General features: G+C 70.7%; 16 protein-coding genes. 8 read left to right on the top strand and 8 right to left on the bottom strand.

What is annotated here, in order from left to right; all coding sequences use genetic code 11:
* Both RNB18_RS21230 and RNB18_RS21225 read left to right on the top strand, forming a co-directional pair.
* Window positions 1-1,266, top strand: a complete 1,266-nt coding sequence (locus RNB18_RS21230) for an MFS transporter (protein WP_311715670.1) — start codon at window positions 1-3, stop codon at window positions 1,264-1,266.
* Window positions 1,263-2,285 (top strand): TolB family protein, encoded by a 1,023-nt coding sequence (locus RNB18_RS21225; protein WP_311715669.1) that lies wholly within the window; start codon window positions 1,263-1,265, stop codon window positions 2,283-2,285. Before RNB18_RS21230 ends, RNB18_RS21225 begins: the two co-directional genes overlap by 4 nt.
* 56 nt (window positions 2,286-2,341) lie before the next feature.
* On the opposite strand, the gene RNB18_RS21220 is transcribed toward RNB18_RS21225, so the two are convergent.
* Both RNB18_RS21220 and RNB18_RS21215 read right to left on the bottom strand, forming a co-directional pair.
* Entirely contained in the window at window positions 2,342-3,727 is a 1,386-nt protein-coding gene (locus RNB18_RS21220) for a glycoside hydrolase family 16 protein (protein WP_311715668.1), read from the bottom strand.
* Window positions 3,728-3,954: 227 nt separating this feature from the next.
* Window positions 3,955-4,764, bottom strand: a complete 810-nt coding sequence (locus tag RNB18_RS21215) for an SDR family oxidoreductase (protein ID WP_311715667.1) — start codon at window positions 4,762-4,764, stop codon at window positions 3,955-3,957.
* Window positions 4,765-4,828: 64 nt separating this feature from the next.
* Here RNB18_RS21215 and RNB18_RS21210 point away from each other — a divergent pair, with 64 nt between their 5' ends.
* On the top strand, window positions 4,829-5,614 hold the full coding sequence (locus RNB18_RS21210) for a helix-turn-helix domain-containing protein (RefSeq protein WP_311715666.1): 786 nt from the start codon (window positions 4,829-4,831) through the stop codon (window positions 5,612-5,614).
* A gap of 6 nt (window positions 5,615-5,620) precedes the next feature.
* Here the strand turns inward: RNB18_RS21210 and RNB18_RS21205 are convergent, their stop codons facing one another.
* Complete coding sequence (locus RNB18_RS21205) at window positions 5,621-6,853, bottom strand: L,D-transpeptidase (RefSeq protein WP_311715665.1); 1,233 nt, start codon at window positions 6,851-6,853, stop codon at window positions 5,621-5,623.
* A gap of 290 nt (window positions 6,854-7,143) precedes the next feature.
* On the bottom strand, window positions 7,144-7,347 hold the full coding sequence (locus tag RNB18_RS21200) for an Arc family DNA-binding protein (RefSeq protein ID WP_311715664.1): 204 nt from the start codon (window positions 7,345-7,347) through the stop codon (window positions 7,144-7,146).
* Between the two features lie 28 nt (window positions 7,348-7,375).
* Between RNB18_RS21200 and RNB18_RS21195 the strand changes: the two genes are divergently transcribed.
* Window positions 7,376-8,668, top strand: a complete 1,293-nt coding sequence (locus tag RNB18_RS21195; RefSeq protein WP_311715663.1) for an RNA-guided endonuclease InsQ/TnpB family protein — start codon at window positions 7,376-7,378, stop codon at window positions 8,666-8,668.
* Between the two features lie 188 nt (window positions 8,669-8,856).
* Here the strand turns inward: RNB18_RS21195 and RNB18_RS21190 are convergent, their stop codons facing one another.
* Window positions 8,857-9,642, bottom strand: a complete 786-nt coding sequence (locus RNB18_RS21190; protein ID WP_266510279.1) for an IclR family transcriptional regulator — start codon at window positions 9,640-9,642, stop codon at window positions 8,857-8,859.
* A complete protein-coding gene (locus tag RNB18_RS21185; RefSeq protein WP_311715662.1) occupies window positions 9,639-10,058 on the bottom strand; it encodes a MarR family winged helix-turn-helix transcriptional regulator in 420 nt (139 codons plus the stop codon). Before RNB18_RS21185 ends, RNB18_RS21190 begins: the two co-directional genes overlap by 4 nt.
* A 195-nt stretch (window positions 10,059-10,253) precedes the next feature.
* Here RNB18_RS21185 and RNB18_RS21180 point away from each other — a divergent pair, with 195 nt between their 5' ends.
* The 4 genes from RNB18_RS21180 to RNB18_RS21165 are packed head-to-tail and all read left to right on the top strand — an operon-like array spanning window position 10,254 to window position 14,044.
* Window positions 10,254-11,171, top strand: coding sequence for an SDR family NAD(P)-dependent oxidoreductase (locus RNB18_RS21180; protein ID WP_311715661.1), 918 nt, complete (start codon window positions 10,254-10,256; stop codon window positions 11,169-11,171).
* 11 nt (window positions 11,172-11,182) lie between these two features.
* Window positions 11,183-12,058 carry an amidohydrolase family protein gene (locus RNB18_RS21175; RefSeq protein ID WP_311715660.1) on the top strand — a complete coding sequence of 292 codons (876 nt, stop codon included), beginning with the start codon at window positions 11,183-11,185 and terminating at the stop codon, window positions 12,056-12,058.
* 10 nt (window positions 12,059-12,068) lie between these two features.
* Complete coding sequence (locus RNB18_RS21170; RefSeq protein WP_311715659.1) at window positions 12,069-13,574, top strand: acyl-CoA synthetase; 1,506 nt, start codon at window positions 12,069-12,071, stop codon at window positions 13,572-13,574.
* A 14-nt stretch (window positions 13,575-13,588) separates the two neighbouring features.
* Window positions 13,589-14,044 (top strand): MaoC family dehydratase, encoded by a 456-nt coding sequence (locus tag RNB18_RS21165; protein ID WP_062047903.1) that lies wholly within the window; start codon window positions 13,589-13,591, stop codon window positions 14,042-14,044.
* Between the two features lie 73 nt (window positions 14,045-14,117).
* On the opposite strand, the gene RNB18_RS21160 is transcribed toward RNB18_RS21165, so the two are convergent.
* Together RNB18_RS21160 and RNB18_RS21155 are read right to left on the bottom strand one after the other, a co-directional pair.
* Window positions 14,118-15,791: a histidinol-phosphatase gene (locus tag RNB18_RS21160; RefSeq protein WP_311715658.1), complete on the bottom strand. Its 1,674-nt coding sequence runs from the start codon at window positions 15,789-15,791 to the stop codon at window positions 14,118-14,120.
* Between the two features lie 11 nt (window positions 15,792-15,802).
* Window positions 15,803-17,626, bottom strand: a complete 1,824-nt coding sequence (locus tag RNB18_RS21155; RefSeq protein ID WP_311715657.1) for a LamG-like jellyroll fold domain-containing protein — start codon at window positions 17,624-17,626, stop codon at window positions 15,803-15,805.
* Between the last annotated feature and the right edge of the window lie 32 nt (window positions 17,627-17,658).

Here is a 17,658-nt window from a genome sequence, read left to right as displayed (position 1 = left end):
GTGTATCTCGCGGACTCCCGCGGTACGAAGGCCACCGTCGTCCCGGACTCCCGTCCGGGGCGGCGGTCGGCCGCCGTGCCCCCCGCCGTGCTGGCCCTGGGCGCGGTCAGCCTCATCACGGACGTCTCCTCGGAGATGGTCACGGCCGTCCTGCCGCTCTACGTGGTCACCGCCCTCGGCCTGTCCCCCCTCGGTTTCGGTCTCCTCGACGGCATCAACAACGGCGTCGGGGCCCTGGTACGGCTGGCCGGCGGCCACCTCGCCGACCGGGGAGGCCGCCGTCACAAGGTCGTGGCGGGCCTCGGCTACGGCCTGTCGGCGCTGTGCAAGCCGCTGCTGCTGCTCGCCCACACCCTCCCCGTGCTCAGCGCGGTCCTCGCGGTCGACCGCACCGGCAAGGGGCTGCGCACCGCTCCCCGGGACGCGATGATCTCGCTGTTCACCGAACCCGAGCACCGGGGACGGGCGTTCGGGGTGCACCGCGCCATGGACACCACCGGCGCGCTGCTCGGCCCGCTCGTCGCGTTCGCCGTACTGCGGGCCACCGTCGACGGCTACGACGCGGTCTTCGCGGTCAGCGGCTGCGTGGCCGCGCTCGGCGTCCTGGTCCTGCTGCAGTTCGTGCCCCGCCGCGTCACCCCCGCCGACGCCGTACGCCGTCCCGAGCGGCCCCCGGCACTGCGCGACTCGCTCGCCCTGCTGCGCCGCCCCGACCTGCGCCGCCTCACCGTGTGCGCCACCCTCCTCGGTCTCACCACCGTCAGCGACTCGTTCCTCTACCTCCTCCTGCAACGCGAGGGGAACCTGTCCGCCCATCTGTTCCCGCTGCTGCCGCTGGGCACGGCCGCCGTCTTCCTGCTGCTGGCCGTCCCCCTCGGCGCGCTCGCCGACCGCGTCGACCGTCGCCGCCTCTTCCTCGCCGGCCACGGCGTCCTGCTGCTCGGCTACGGCCTGGTGCTCTCCCCCTGGCACGGCGTCCCGGCCGTGATCGCCGTCCTCGTCCTGCACGGCACCTTCTACGCGGCCACCGACGGCGTACTCGCGGCCGCCACGGCGGGAGCCGTCCCGGCACGGCACCAGGGCGCCGGGCAGGCACTCGTCGGCACCGGCCAGGCGCTGGCCCGGTTCGCCTGCTCGCTCGCCTTCGGCGCGGCCTGGAGCCTGTGGGGCGGGCGGACCGCCCTCGCCGTCACCGCCGCCGCACTGGCCGTCAGCGCCGTCGTGGCCTCGTTCCTTCTCCGTACCGCCGATGAGGTGTCCGCGTGACCAGAACCGCCCGTCTGTCGATCCTGCTCGCCGCTGTCCTGCTGCTCGGGGCGGTCGGCACCGGGTCGGTGCTGCACGCCGCCCACCGGTCGGGCCTGCGTGACCAGCAGCAGGCGAACGGCCCGACCGTGCGGGCCGGCACCGTCTCGCTCCGGCCGACGGCAGGGCGCCGCCTGCTGGTACGCAATCTGGCCTGGGGCCCGCACCGCGACGAGATCGCCACCGTCCCCGCCGACGATCCGCAGGGCCCGCGCACCGCTTCGGGGGTGAAGTGCCTGCGCTTCCACGCGGCAGCCGGCACCGGCATCTGCCTCCAGGCCGTGCACGGCGCGCTGGAGGACACCTACCGAGCGGTGGTGCTCGACGCGCACCTGCGCGAACGCCACCGCTTCCCGACAGCCGGCATCCCCACCCGGGCCCGGGTCTCGCCCTCCGGACACATGGTCGCCTGGACGGTGTTCGTCAGCGGAGACTCGTACGCCGGAACGAACTTCTCCACCCGCACGGCCGTCGTCGACACCCGCACCTGGGCGATCGACGACAACCTGGAGACCTTCCACATCGTCAAGGACGGCCGGACCTACCATGCCGCCGACACCAACGTCTGGGGCGTCACCTTCGCCGACGACAACCACTTCTACGCCACGCTGGCGACCGGCGGCCGGACGTATCTCGTGCGGGGCGACGTCACCGCACGCACTCTCACCACCCTGTACCGCAACGTCGAATGCCCCTCCCTCTCACCCGACGGCACCCGCGTCGCCTACAAGAAGCGCGTCAAGGGGGCCTCGCCCGACGCCCCCTGGCGCCTGTACGTCCTGAACCTGCGCACCATGAAGGAGACCCCGACCGCCGAGTCGCGCGACATCGACGACCAGGCACTGTGGGCCGACGGCGACACCCTCGTCTACGCCCTCCCCGGCGACTACGGCTCCGACCTGTGGACCGTCCCCGCCGACGGCACCGGCACGGCCCGCCGTCTGATGACGTCCGCGGTCGCCCCCGCCTACCTGGGGTGACGAAACGCCGCCCCACGAGACGGCACAGGCCTCGTGGGGCAGCGTCAACACACCGGTCAGTGACCGAAGTTGAACCAGTTCACGTTCACGAAGTCCGCCGGCTGGCCGCTGGTGAAGGTCAGATACACGTTGTGGGTGCCGGTGACGGCGCTCATGTTCGCCGGGACCGTTCTCCAGGACTGCCAGCCGCCCGTGTTGGCGATCGAGAAGCTGCCGACCGGAGTGGCGGTACGGCTGTCCAGGCGCACCTCGACCAGACCGCTGACGCCGCCCGCCGCGCCGCTCGCCACGCGCGCGACGAACTGAGTCGCCGCCGTGGAGCCGAAGTTGACGTTCTGGTACAGCGCCCAGTCGCCGTTCGCGAGCGAGCCGATGTCCTGGCCGCCGCCGGTGTCCGTCGTGGTCTCGGCGTTCACGCCGCTCTGGCTGTTGTACGACTCGGCCTGGATGGTGCCGTAGGCGTCGACGCCGCCCGTGGGCGGAGGCGTGGTACCGCTCCCACTCGCCGACAGCACCTGGACGTAGTCGACGGTCATCGGCACGCCGGACTGGGTGCCGGAGTCGAGACCGCCGCCGAACGCGTCCGGGAAGGCGCCGCCCATCGCCACGTTGAGGATGAGGAAGAAGCCGTGGCCCGTGGCGTTGGCCCAGGTCGTCGCGTCCACCTGGCTCGCGTTGACCGAGTGGAACTGGGTGCCGTCCACGAGGAAGCGGATCGTCTCGGGGCTCACCGAGCGGTCCCACTCCATGGTGTAGGTGTGGAACGCCGACTGGCAGGTCGAGCCCGGACAGGCGACGTTGTTGCCGATGCCCGTCGTCTCGTTGCACGGGCCGCCCGGGTTGGTGCCGCAGTGCATCGTGGCCCACACGCGGTTCATGCCCTGGACGTTCTCCATGATGTCCAGCTCACCGACACTGGGCCAGTTCTGGTAGTTGCCGCGGTAGGGCGCGCCCAGTGCCCAGAACGCCGGCCAGTAGCCCTCGGCTGCGGTGCCGGTGACGTTGGGCATCTGGATGCGCGCCTCGACGCGCAGTTTGCCGCCGGACGGGGGCTGGAAGTCGGTGCGGTTGGTCTCGATGCGGCCCGAGGTCCAGTTGCCGGCCGAGTCGCGGAGGGGCGTGATACGCAGGTTGCCGTTGCCGTCCAGTGCCACGTTGCTGGTGCTGTTGGTCATCGTCTCGACCTCGCCGGTGCCCCAGTGGGCGGGGCCGCCCGGATAGGAAGTTCCGGTCGCGTACTGCCAGTTGGAGGTGTTGACGCCGGTCCCGGCGGAGCCGTTGAAGTCGTCAAGGAAGACCTGCGACCAGCCCGTGGGAGGTGTGGGGGCGGAGGCGTCGGCGGGGAGGGTGGCGGCCGTCGCGAGGGCGGCGGCCAGACCGAGGGTGCTCAGCACGGCGACGAGGGCTCGCCGCCGTCTGGGTATGCCGGAGGTTTCACTCATGGGGGTGCTGCCTCTCGAGTACGGAGTGGGGGTGCGGGTGCGGGGGTGCCCTTCGAGCGCAGTCTGAGAGCGCTCTCAAAGTGCGCCCAATGTGCTCTCGGCCACTCCGGCCGTCAAGAGGTGAAACAGTGAAAGTCGCTGCGCCGCAGGTGAGTTCACCCAGTGAAGGGTGTGGATCGGCGCCGTGCGCCTCGGTCACCGCCGAGGCGTCGGCCCGCGAGTCCGTGTCAGGCCCTGGCGGCGAGTGGCCGCCAGGCGTTCCAGGTGTCCAGCCGCCGGCGGTAGGCGGCTTCCACGACCGGATAGGGATACGTGCCCAGGAACAGGCGCAGGGGCGGCTCGTCCGTGTCGACCAGTTCGAGGACGACCTCGGCGGTGGTCTGCGGATCCTGGGGAGCCCGGGCGCCGGCACCGGCCCGGCGGGCCTCACGGATCGGCTCGTAGGCGGCGAGGGGCTCGGCGTGCACCGCCGAGGAGCCGGACCAGTCGGTGCCGTAGGGGCCGGGTTCGACGAGCGTGACGCGCACGCCGAGCGGACCGACCTCCTGGGCGAGCGCCTCGCTCATGCCCTCCAGCGCCCACTTGGAGGCGTTGTAGAGGCCGAGGGAGGGGAAGGCGGCGAGGCCGCCGATGCTGGAGACCTGCAGGATGTGCCCGCCGCGCTGGGCGCGCAGGAGAGGCAGGGCCGCCTGTGTCACCCACAGCGGGCCGAGCACGTTCGTGTCCAGCTGGGCGCGGGCCTGTTCCTCGGTGGTCTCCTCGACCATCCCGAACAGGCCGTAGCCCGCGTTGTTGACGACCACGTCGAGGCGGCCGAAGGCGTCGGCGGCCCGTTGGACGGCGGCGAAGGCGGCCGCCCGGTCGGTGACGTCGAGGGCGAGGGGCAGGACGCTGTCCCCGTAGGCGTCGACGAGAGGCTCGAGGGACTCGGGGCGGCGGGCGGTGGCGGCCACGCGGTCGCCTCGGGAGAGTGCGGCCTCCGCCCAGATCCGACCGAAGCCGCGGGACGCGCCGGTGATGAACCAGGTCTTCTTCATGCCCTCGACCCTGCGCCTCCCACCGGACGCCAGCCAGCACCCCCGCAGGGTTACCCTTTCGGCCATGGCGGCCGGCAACGCGCTCGGAGAGTTCCTGAAGGCCCGGCGGGGACGGGTCCCGCCCTCGCGCGCGGATCTGCCCGCGCACGGAAGACGCCGGGTCGCCGGACTGCGCCGGGACGAGCTGGCCCGGCTGGCCGGCATCAGCGAGCCGTATCTGACCCGGCTGGAACAGGGCGTGGACCAGCATCCTTCGCCGCAGGTGCTGCGGGCGCTCGCGCGGGCTCTGGAACTGGACGCCGACACCCGCGCGCATCTGTTCGCGCTCGCCGCCCCGGATCCGGTACCGCCCGCGGAGACCGAAGTCGCCCCGGACCTGCACCAGTTGCTCGACGCGTGGGCGGGCACACCGGCGTATGTGCGCAACCGGCGGTTCGAGGTGCTGGCCGCCAACAAGTGGGCCCGCGCGCTCGCGCCGATGTACGAGCCCGGGCACAACCTGGTCCGGGACATGTTCCTCGATCCCGCGGCCCGCCGGCTGTTCCCCGACTGGCCGGAGATCGCCGCGCAGACCGTCGCGGCCCTGCGCGCCGAGGCCGACCCGCGCGACCCCGTGACCGCGCGGCTCGTGGCTGAACTGGAGAGCGACGAGGACTTCCGCGGCCTGTGGGCGCGGTACGACGCGCGGCCCTCCCGCGACGAGCTGAAACGGTTCGCGCACCCGCACGTCGGGGAGCTCGCCCTGCGGCGGCAGGCGCTCACCGTCGGGGGCGCCGAGCAACAGGTGATCATCGTCTACCAGGCGGTGCCCTCGAGCCCCTCCGCCGAAGCCCTCGCCAGACTGCTCTGACGCCGTTCAGACCGCGCTGCCCGCCTTCCAGTCCGACCACGACAGGTTCCAGCCGTTGAGCCCGTTCGACGGTTCCACGGTCTTCTCGCCGGAGTTCTTCACGATCACGACATCGCCGAGCAGGGAACTCTCGTAGAACTTGTAGCCGTCCACGGAGCTGTCGTTCGCGCCCTTGGCGTCGTGCAGGCCGACGCAGCCGTGGCTGGTGTTCCGGCTGCCGAACACCGAGGTGGGCGCCCAGTAGTTGCCGTGCACGAAGGTGCCGGAGGTGGTCAGGCGCTGGGCGTGCGGGACGTCGGAGATGTCGTACTCGTCGCCGAGGCCGACCGTCGAGGACTCCATGCGGGTCTGCTTGAACCGCTCGCTGATCACCATGATCCCGGACCAGGTGGTGTGGTCGGAGTCGCCGCCGGAGACGGGGTAGCCGGCGATCGTCTCGCCGTCCCTCTTGACCACCATCTCCTTGGTGGACAGGTCGACCGTGCTGATCTGCTCGCGGCCGATGTGGAAGGTGACGTCCTTGGACTGCACGCCGTAGACCCCGGCGGTGCCCTGGACGTCCTTGAGCCGCAGGCCGAGCGTGATCTTCGTGCCGGCCGCCCAGTAGGTCTCGGGCCGGAAGTCGAGCCGGGTGTCGCTGAACCAGTGGCCCACGATCTCGACCGCGGGTTCGGCGGTCACCGTGATCGCCTTCTGGACGGCGGCCCTGTCGGACACGGCGTGCGAGAAGTTGATGGAGACCGGCATGCCGACGCCGGAGGTGGTGTTGGCCTCGGGGGTGAACCAGCCCACGAACGTCTCGCCGGGGGACTTCGTGGTGAAGGTCGTCGTCTCCGCGGTGCCGTCCTGTGCCGTGACCGCGACCGTGTACTTGGTGCCCGAGTACGGGTTCGTCGTCGAAGCCCATGTGGTCTTCGCGTCGTTGAGCGATCCGGTGAGCGTGGAGCCGTCGTTGCCGGTCACCTTCACGGAGGCCAGGGTGCCGTCGGTCACGGTGACCTCGACGGGAGCGGCGAAGTCGGCCTTCTTGGTCCCGTCGGCGGGGGTGACCGTGATGGCCGCCTTCTTCGCGGCCGCTCGGACGGACGCGGTCGACGTCCCCTCCGAGGCGTCCGCGGATCCGCTGCAGCCCGTCAGGACGACGGCCGCCGGCACGGCACCCAGAGCGGCGAGCATCCCGCGCCGGGACCACCTCTGCGGCTGTCGCCCGGACCGGTTCGATATGTGCGGGACGCCCACGGCACACCTTCCTGAGATATCCACCTTTGCGGGGGCATCGTGCGCCTCGTACCTGGGGTGATCCTTTGAAACGGGGGGTGACTGTCTGAGATTCCGGTGAGGAGTCGCTGAAACGGGACTCGCAGGTGCCGTTCGTCGACGGTGTCGTACAACTGCCGTGCCTCGGGAGCGGCGCCGTCAGATAAGGGGGGCGGCGGTGGCGGCCCCCACTCGCCAGCCCACCAGGCTCAGGCGGTCGTCCCCCTCGTCCTGGAACATCCACCTTGCTTACGGGCAGGGTGCCCGGTCTTTCAGGGCCGGGGTGAAGGCCCGCTCCCGCGGGGCGGGACGGGGATAGCCGAATCGCCGTCAGGGCGATTCGGCGTGTCACGCGGCGCGACTGCATGGCGCACGAGGGACACCAGCCAGGAGTTCAGGGAGCGGTCGTCTGTGGCGGCAGCGTCCTTGGCGGCGTCGTAAAGGTCTTCGGGGAGGCGGAGATTGAACTTGATCACCCGTCAAGTATGGCCCTAGAATGGGGCCATGTCCAGATTCCGTATGTACCCGACGTCGCAGCAGGAGGAGGAGCAGATGCTCCTGCACTGCGCGCACGCGAGGTACGTGTGGAACCTGGCGGTCGAGCAGCACTCGCACTGGTACAAGGGGCGCACGTCCGCACCAGGTTTCGCAGAGCAGTGCAAGCAGCTCACCGAAGCCCGGCGTGTCAGCCAGTGGCTGGGGTCTGGTAACGCAGACGTTCAGCAGCAGGCGCTCAAGGGCTTCGCCCAAGCCAAGCAGGCCCGGTTCACGACCGGGTTCGGTGAGCCGACGTGGCGTAAGAAGCATGTGCACGAGGGCTTCCGCGTCATTGGCACCGACCGCGTGCCGGAATTCGAAGCGGACGGGTCACCGAAACTGAACGCGAAGACCGGCAAGCAGGTGATGGGTCGGTCCGTGGTCGTGCAGAAGCTCAACCGCCGGTGGGCGCAGGTCAAGGTGCCCGGCTGCGGGTGGGTACGGTTCAGGCTCACCCGTCCCGAACTTCCGCAGGCGAAGACGTTTCGCGTCACCTTCCGGGGCGGCCGGTGGCACATCGCGTTCGCGGTCGTTCCCGACCCGATCGCGGCACCGGGCACGGGCGAGGTCATCGGCGTCGACCGGGGCGTGACCATCACCGCCGCCCTCTCGGACGGCCGGAAGCTGAACTGCCCGCAGCTCACCGTCAAGGAGCGGGCGCAGATCCGCAAGCACCAGCGCCGCGCCGCTCGCGCCCCGAAGGGCAGCGAGCGGAAGACGGCCGAGTACGCCAGGGTCGCCAAGCTCAAGGCCCGCGAGGCGGACCGGCGCAAGGACTGGTGCGAGAAGACCTCGACGATGCTCGCCCGCACTTGTGACCTGGTGCGGTTCGAGAAGCTCAACATCAAGAACATGACCGCCTCCGCGAAGGGGACGGTCGAGCAGCCCGGCAAGAAGGTCAGGCAGAAGGCCGGGCTGAACCGGGCCATCCTCGCCCAGGGCTGGGGCCTGCTGAGGCAGCGCACCGGGCACAAGGCCCCCGGGCGCGTCGAAGACGTCCCCGCCCCCTACACCTCCCTGCGGTGCAGCGCCTGCGGATGGATCGAGAAGAAGTCGCGCAAGAGCCAAGCCGACTTCATCTGTGTGTCCTGCGGGTTCACCTGCAACGCGGATGAGAACGCAGCAAGCAATGTCGCGGCAGGACAGGGCGGGATCCCCCGCCCCCGGCGATCAGCCGGTGCCGGAGGGGTGACAGCGGCCACCGGCCGTTCGAGTGCCCGTGAACCTCAACCCGCCTGGGTTGGAATCCCCCTCTTTTAAGAGGGGGAGGATGTCAATGCAGGGACGCGGCGAACAGCACCAGCACGGCGAGCGCGCTGTCGACGACGTACGGGTTCGTCGTCCTCAGGCGGGTCACGACGGGGGCGTACCAGGACCGGGCGGCGGACATGAGCGGCTCCTCGGGGCCGGGGCCGTTCCAGTATCACGACGCCGACGCGGCCGGGTCCTCACCGGTGAGAGGGATATCCGGCACCCGAACGGGGCGGGACCGTGGGCTGCCAGCCCAGTGCCCGCGAGATCCCGAGCGCCGCGAGCCGTACCGCGGGGATCAACGCCGGCACCTGGGCGTCGGCCTGGGGCACCACGACCGACACGGCCGCGACCACCGTCCCGTCGGGCCCGCACACGGGGGCGGCCACCGAGAGGGCGTCGTCGGTGACCTGACGACTGCTCACCGCGACGCCGGTGTGCCGGACTTCGGCGAGCACCCGGCGCAGTTTCGCCGGTTCGGTGATCGTGTACGGCGTGAAGACGGCGAGCGGGGTCGCGCAGTACTCCTCCTGCTCCCACGGCTCGCAGTGCGCCAGCAGCACCAGGCCGACCCCGGTGGCGTGCAGCGGCCAGCGCGCCCCGACCCGGATGTGCACGCCGACCGAGGAACGCCCCGCGATCCACTCGATGTAGACGACGTCCGAGCCGTCCCGCACCGCCAACTGCACGTTCTCGTGGGTGGCCTCGTACAGGTCCTCCAGATACGGCAGTGCCAGCTGCCTGAGCGCGACCCCGCGCGGCGCGAGCGCGGCGACCTCCCACAGCCTGAGCCCGACGTGGTAGACGCCGGCGTCGTCCCGCTCCAGAGCGCCCCAGTCGGTCAGCGCGCCCACCAGCCGGTGGGTGGTGGTCAGGGTCAGCCCCGCGCGCCGGCTGATGTCGGTCAGGGACAGCGCCGGGTGGTCGTGGTCGAAGGCGGCGAGCACGGACAGCAGCCGGTCCGGCGCCGAGCGCACGGTCATGGCTGGTCGGCGACCCTCAGCAGGAGGGCCTGGAGCGTCTCGCGCTCGGCGGGGTCGAGCGGGCCGAGCAGGTCGTTGGTCACCCGCCGGCCGGCCTCGTCGGTGCCGCGCAGGAAGGCCCGGCCGTCCTCGGTGAGCACGACGATCTTGCTGCGGCGGTCGTCGGGGGAGGGGCGGCGCTCGGTCAGGCCCAGTTTCTCCAGGTCGTCGACCAGGCCGACGATCGCGCTGGGGTCGTAGCCGAGCCGGGTGCTCAGCTCCCGCTGGAGGGCGCCCGCGGACCCGGCGAGATAGCGCAGCACCGCGTAGTGGCGCAGTCGCAGTCCCGACTCCTGGAGGAACGTGTTGAACAGCTGACCCGAGCGCAGGCCCAGGCGGTACAGCAGGTAACCGGTGTCCGCGTGCAGCCCGCGCATCCACGGCTCCTCCGAGTCGATGGGCTTCGGGGTGACGTGCTGGCGTGTGATGGCGGGCTCCTCGGGCTCGGTGTGTCAGGGAGATTCCAGCATGACGCACCCGAAGGTCTCCAACAACTATTGACGTCACCAATTATTGCTCTTAGCTTCGATCTCGTAGCCGCACCCCGTGTGAACCCATGAAGGGACCCGCTCGTGTCCAGCATCGATCTCTCCGGCAAGGTCGCCGTCGTCACCGGCAGCGGCCGGGGCCTCGGCCTCGCCTACGCGCACGCCCTCGCCGCCCACGGCGCCTCCGTGGTCGTCAACGACGTCGACGAGGCGGTCGCCGAGCAGGCCGTGAAGTCCATCGTGGAGGCGGGCGGCACCGCCGTCGCCGAGGTGGTCCCGGTCGGCACCACCGAGGCCGCCGAGCGACTGGTGGGCCGGGCGGTGGAGGAGTTCGGACGGCTCGACATCCTGGTCACCAACGCGGGCATCCTGCGTGACAAGGTGCTGTGGAAGATGACCGACGACGACTTCGACGCGGTGATCACCACCCACCTCAAGGGCACCTTCACCTGCGCCCGCGCCGCCGCGGTCCGCATGCGCGAGCAGGGCGAGGGCGGCTCCCTGATCCTGGTCGGCTCCCCGGCCGGGCAGCGCGGCAACTTCGGACAGACGAACTACGCCGCCGCCAAGGCCGGCATCGCCGCCTTCGCCCGCACCTGGTCCATGGAACTGGGCCGCGCCGGCATCACCGTCAACGCGATCGTGCCGGTCGCGGCCACCGCGATGACCGAGACCATCCCCGCCTTCGCCCCGTACATCGAGGCCATGAAGAACGGTGAGGCGCTCCCCGACTTCCTCCGCAAGGGCGAGGGCTTCGGCACCCCCGAGGACTGCGCGGCCCTCGTCCCCTTCCTCGCCTCCGAGGCCGCCCGGGGCATCACCGGGCAGGCCATCGGCATCGGCGGCGACAAGGTGGCACTCTGGTCCCATCCGCAGGAGATCAGGGCGGCCTACGCCGACGGCGGCTGGACCCCCGACACCCTGGCCGACGCCTTCCCGACGTCGGTGGGCGCCGAACTCCAGACGGTCGGCATCCCGGCACCGAAGCTTCCGGAGGCGTGATGGACCTCTCCATGAACGTCGAGGACCTGGTCGCGATCGATGTCCACACCCACGCGGAGGTGTCCTCCAAGGGCCACTCCTCCCTGGACGACGACCTGCACGACGCCTCCTCGGCCTACTTCAAGGTCGAGGGCAAGCGGAAGCCGACTCTGGAGGAGACCGCCGCCTACTACCGCGAGCGGAAGATGGCCGCCGTGATCTTCACGGTGGACGCCGAGTCCGCGACCGGCACGGCGCCGGTGCCGAACGAGGAGGTCGCCGAAGCGGCGGCCGCCAACTCCGACGTCCTCATCCCCTTCGCGTCCATCGACCCGTTCCGGGGTAAGGCGGGCGTGAAGCAGGCCCGGCGCCTGGTCGAGGAGTACGGGGTGAAGGGCTTCAAGTTCCACCCCAGCGTCCAGGGCTTCTTCCCCAACGACCGCTCGGTGGCCTATGCCCTCTACGAGGTCATCGAGGAGACCGGCACCATCGCCCTCTTCCACACGGGCCAGACGGGCATCGGCGCGGGCGTCCCCGGCGGGGGCGGCATCCGCCTCAAGTACTCGAACCCGCTCCACGTGGACGACGTGGCGGCCGACTTCCCGCACCTGAAGATCATCCTGGCGCACCCGTCCTTCCCCTGGCAGGACGAGGCCCTCGCCGTAGCCACGCACAAGCCGGGCGTGCACATCGACCTGTCCGGCTGGTCGCCCAAGTACTTCCCGCCGCAGCTCGTGCAGTACGCGAACACCCTGCTCAAGGACAAGGTCCTCTTCGGCTCCGACTTCCCCGTCCTCACCCCCGACCGCTGGCTCGCCGACTTCGAGAAGCTGTCCATCAAGGACGAGGTGAAGCCGAAGATCCTCAAGGAGAACGCCGCCCGTCTGCTCGGGCTGACCAAGCCATAAGGGGCCTCAGATGCGCAACGAGGGACTGGGCTCATGGCCCGCACGCCGGGCCCGCAAGACCCCGCACCGCACCGCCCTGATCCACGGCGACACGACGTTCACGTACGCCGAACTGCACACCCGCGTCACCCGCCTCGCGCACGCCCTGCGCGCCCGGGGCATCCGGCGCGGCGACCGCGTCGCCTACCTCGGCCCGAACCACCCCTCCTACCTGGAGACGCTGTTCGCGGCCGGCTCCCTGGGCGCGGTCTTCGTCCCCCTCAACACCCGCCTCGCCGGACCGGAGATCGGCTACCAGCTGTCCGACTCCGGCGCCAGGGCACTGGTCTACGGCCCCTCGCACGCGGGGCTCGTCGCCGGACTGCCGGGCAGCACCGACGTCCGTACCTACGTCGAAGTCGGCCCCGAATACGAGCAGTTGCTCGCCGAGGCGGCGGCGGAACCGATCGACGAGCCGGTCACCGCCGACGACACCTGCATCATCATGTACACCTCGGGCACGACCGGCCGCCCCAAGGGCGCCATGCTCACCCACGGCAACCTGACCTGGAACGCGATCAACGTCCTCGTCGACACCGACCTGATCTCCGACGAACGCGCCCTGGTCTCCGCGCCGTTGTTCCACACGGCCGGCCTGAACATGCTGACGCTCCCGGTACTGCTGAAGGGCGGCACCTGTGTCCTGGTCGAGGCCTTCGAGCCGAACGCGACCTTCGATCTGATCGAACAGCACCGGATCACCTTCATGTTCGGGGTGCCGACGATGTTCGAGCAGGTGGCGAGGCACCCGCGCTGGGCGGACGCGGACCTGTCCTCCCTGCGGATCCTGACCTGCGGCGGCTCCCCGGTGTCGACCCCTCTGATCGCCGCGTACCAGGAGCGCGGGCTCACCTTCCTCCAGGGCTACGGCATGACCGAGGCCTCTCCCGGGACCCTGTTCCTGGACGCCGAGCACGCCATCGGCAAGGCGGGTTCGGCGGGCGTGCCGCACTTCTTCAGCGATGTCCGGGTCGTACGGCCGGACCTGGCGCCCGTCGACGTCGGCGAGACCGGCGAGGTCGTGCTCCGTGGGCCGCACGTCATGCCCGGCTACTGGGGGCTGCCCGAGGAGACCGCCGCCTCCTTTGCGGACGGCTGGTTCCGCAGCGGGGACGCGGCCCGCGTCGACGAGGACGGATACGTCTTCATCGTCGACCGCATCAAGGACATGATCATCTCTGGCGGCGAGAACATCTACCCCGCCGAGATCGAGGACCTGCTCCTCGGCCATCCGGACATCGCCGAGTGCGCGGTCATCGGTGTCCCGGACGACAAGTGGGGCGAGGTGCCGCGGGCGGTCGTCGTGCCACGCGAGGGCGCCTCGCCCGACCCCGACGAGGTCCTGGCCTCCCTGGCCGGACGGCTCGCCAAGTACAAGATCCCCAAGTCGGTGGTGATCGCGGACGGACTCCCGCGCACCGCCTCCGGAAAGCTCCTCAAGTCCCGGGTGCGCAAGCGCTTCGGCTCCAACTCTTAAGTAAGGACAGCTACATGAGCGTCACCGTCAACGGCCTCGACGAACTGAAGAAGCTCGCCGGCAGCGACCTCGGCACCAGCGAGTGGATCGAGGTCACCCAGGAGCGCATCAACACGTTCGCCGACGCCACGGGCGACCACCAGTGGATCCACGTGGACCCCGAGAAGGCGGCGGCAGGCCCCTTCGGCGCGCCCATCGCGCACGGCTATCTCACTCTCTCGCTGTTCATCCCGCTCTTCACCGAGCTGCTGGACGTCCAGGGCGTCACCACGAAGGTCAACTACGGCCTGAACAAGGTCCGTTTCCCCTCGCCGGTGAAGGTGGGCTCGCGCATCCGCCTCGTCGCCAAGCTCACGGACGTCGAGGAGGTGCCGGGCGGTGTGCAGGTCACCGTCGACGGGGCGATCGAGATCGAGGGCGGGGCCAAGCCGGCCGCGGTGCTGCAGAGTCTGTCGCGCTTCTACGCCTGACGGCAGGAGTGCACGGCCGTCGACGGCGGACACACCCCGGGCGGGATCAGCTCCGCCCGGAGTGTGCCCTTCGTCAGGCGCCCGCCACGTCGACGAAGACGGGGTTGGAATAGAACCACGTGTCCGCCCACGGGTCACCGTTGCCGGGCTCGTGCGGAATCGGCCCGTGCGGGTCGACCGAGGCGCCGAGATACCCCGTGCCGTGCCGCTTGCCGTCGCTGCCGCGCAGCCGGACGTAGAAGGACTCGTCCCCGGCGGTCAGCGGGATGCGCAGGGTGTACGTCCCCTTCCGGCCGGACACGTCCTGCGTCTGCACGACTTTGGTGTCGGGCGCCTTCCAGCCGTCCCGGTCGCTCACCGGACCCCGTACCGCTCCCCGGATCACGTCCACGTGCGCCAGCTCCGGCAGGATTCCCTGCGGGTTGGCCCGGGAGGCGCTGGTGACGGTGACGTACAGCGTGATCCTCTCGCCCTTGCGGACCCGCAGCCGCCCGCCCAGCGTGACCCCGCGGCCCGCGTCGCAGTCCCGCTTCACACGGACGTCGAGTCCGTCGAGCAGATGCCCGTGGTCCGTCCAGACCCGGCCCGCGCGCAGCCCCGCCATCACCGCGCGGTAGCCGTAGCGGGTCACGCCGACGTGGGTGCGGCTGAACTCGCCCGGCCAGAAGTCGCTGCCGGGCTGCGGGGTGTCGGTGTTCACCGGGTCGGGCAGCTTTCCGGTGTTGTCGAAGTTCTGACCGGCCGGCCAGTCGCCGTTCTTCCACGTGTCGAAGACGGTGCGGTGGTTGTCGGAGTTCGTGGTGATCGAGAACAGGCTGCCTTCTGCCAGCATCGAGTCCCACAGCCCGCCGACGGTCGCCGTCGCCCAGTCGAAGCCGCCGTACGTCAGATACGCGTCCGTCGGATAGCCCGACCACGACTGCGCCGACGGCTTGTTCTCGTACTCGCCGCGGATCGAGGTGGCCCCGCGCCAGCCGGGGAGCGCCGCGCCCTGGGCGCCCGGTGCGCCCTCCATGCCGATCATGATCTCGGGGCCGGCGTCCCGCCAGCCCCGCATCTCGTGCGGAGAGTCGATCCCGAGCCGCAGCGGGTGGTTGGCGATCACGAGGACGTCGTCGACGTAGCCCGAACGGCGCTGCTCCGCCAGCCACTTGATCGCCTTGACGGCGTGGGCCTCGTTGCGCGCGGTGTCGGCGGCGCCCGCGGACCCCTCGGTGTAGCCCAGGAGCTTGCCGTCGTAGGCGAGCTCGAACTGCGTGAGCAGGTCGGTCTCGTGCGGGCCGGGGGCCGCGAACACCGTGCAGTGCTCGGCGGCCGGGATGTACCACTCCAGACCCTGGAAGATCAGCTGGCGCGGGTTCTCCGCGCGGGCCTTGACGATCTCTGCGTGCTCCAGCTTGGCGCCGTAGTAGGCGTGTCCGAAGTTGGAGTGCTCGTTGAACACCATCCAGTCCAGGCCGTACCTGGCGGCGGCCTGCGCCTGCTGGGAGAACGTGTACTTCGCGTCGTGGCTGTACACGGAGTGGATGTGGTGGTCGCCCACCAGGTAGGCGAGGCGCGGGTCGTCGCCGCCGAAGGCCCGCTTCCCGGAGGAGGCGAAGGCGGGGGTCGCCGCCGAGCCGAGGGCGAACGCGGCGCCGAACAGGCCGGCCCGGCGCAGGAGTCCGCGTCTCGACACGCCCTGGGCGTCGAGGTCGGCGGGGTGGACGGAGGGGTCGGCCCAGGAGGGCAGCTGCTGCTCGGTCATGGTGATTCCCGTCAGTGAGTCATGAAGGAGGACACCGGCAGGGCGCGTCCGACGATCCGGACGTCACCGAGGCGGCCGTGGAAGATCTGGTCGATCTGGCCGCCGTACTCGTAGCCGCCGAGCAGCCACGGCAGGCCCACCGAGGTGATGCCGACGGCGGACGCCTTCGGGTTGCGGACCACCGGGCAGCCCTGGACATACAGCGTGGAGTGCTTGCCGTCGTTGACGAGGGCGAGGTGCCACCAGGTCTCCAGCGGGGTCTCCTGGCCCCAGTTGGTGGCGATGCCCTGCTGGTTGAGCGGGCGCATGGCCCACTGCGGCTCACGGTCGTTGGAGAGCGAGAGCGTGGCGAGCGGCTCGTCGGGGTCGTCACCGGTCTTGCCCGCGGCACCGCCGGTACCGGTCCGGCTGACCAGACCCGACCAGGCGTTGTGGTCCGGGTCCCAGTCCGCGGGGAGCCGGTAGAACGCCTCGATGGTGTAACCGCTGTCGAAGGTCGCCCTGTTGAGCGGGGCCCCGTCGACGGTCTTCAGGTACGCGCCCTTGAGCGGCGACTTGTAGCCCTGGAACTCCAGGCTGCCGTGGCCCGGCTGGTCGGGGTGATGGTCGGCGGACCAGCCCAGTGAGCCGCCGCCGACCGACACCACGGTGAGGTCGTTGCCGCGGCCGGAGAGGTCACGGACCGTGCCGGAGACCGCCGACTCGAAGCGCCAGTACGCGGCCGTACCCGGCACGAGCATGGTGGCCGCCGGACGCGCCGCACGCGCGGGCTCCGGAGCGAAGCCGGCGAACCGCGAGGCGAAGTCGATGTCGACGGAGAACCGGTCGGCGTCGCCGCTGAGTTCGATCTCCTGCCGCTCCAGCTCGTTGAGTCCCTTGGAGGCCCGGCCCAGGATCCACGGGGAGACCGTCTCCACGTCGATCACGTCGCGGTCGAGGTCGAAGCGGTACAGGCGGATCATGGCGGCGCCGCCGAAGTACCGGTTCTGGTAGTTCGTCAGGTGCAGGTGGACGTCGTTGCCCGCCGTGTTCCTGCGGGTCGCCCGGCCGGCCGGCCAGTAGTGCCCGTTGAGGGTGAGGAAGATCTGGTCGTGGTCCTTGACCAGCTGGTCCCACAGCTGCTGACCGTAGTCCGAGAGGGTGTCGTCCTCGACGACCAGCTCGTGCGTGGTCAGGACGACCGGCGTGGTGGGGTGGGCGGCCAGGACGCTCTTCGCCCATGCGTACCCCTGGTCCGAAAGGCGCCAGTCCAGCGCGAGCACCATCCACTGGCGGCCCGCGGCCTCGAAGAGGTGGAAGGTGTTGTAGCCGTCGGGCGAGGCACCGCCGAAGGTCCTGCCGCCCTTGAACCGGTCGGGACCGAACACGTCCAGGTACGGCGTCGCACCGCGCTGGTCGGTGGTGGACGACTTCACGTCGTGGTTGCCCGCGAGGACGCTGTAGCCGACACCCCGACGGTCGAGCAGCTCGAACGCCTCACCGATCGCGGCGAACTCGGGCGCCGCGCCGTTCTGCGTGAGGTCGCCGAGGTGGGACAGGAAGACGATGTTCTCGTCCCTCCCGTGCTCCAGCAGATACCGCAGTGCGGCCTCGACGGGAGCCTTGTCGATGCTCGGCCCGTCGAAGAGGTACTGCGTGTCGGGCATGACGGCGAGCGTGAAGCGCCGGCTCCGGGTGTCGGGACGATACCCGGACACCGCGGCCTCGGCCACGCTCGGCAGCGCGACGCCCGCCGTGGCGGCCGCGCCCAGCAGCGCCGTCGCCCGCAGGAAACTGCGCCGTCCGGCACCGGCCTGGGCGGCCTCGCCCTGATCGTGCTCATGCGAAGTGCACACGTGTGCTCCGTTGCAAGGGAAGTGAAGAAGAA

The sequence above is a fragment of the Streptomyces doebereineriae genome (genome assembly GCF_031845645.1).
Lineage (GTDB): Bacteria > Actinomycetota > Actinomycetes > Streptomycetales > Streptomycetaceae > Streptomyces > Streptomyces canus.
Note: the sequence above shows the minus strand (reverse complement) of the source record. Positions and strands in the feature narration are given on the sequence as shown.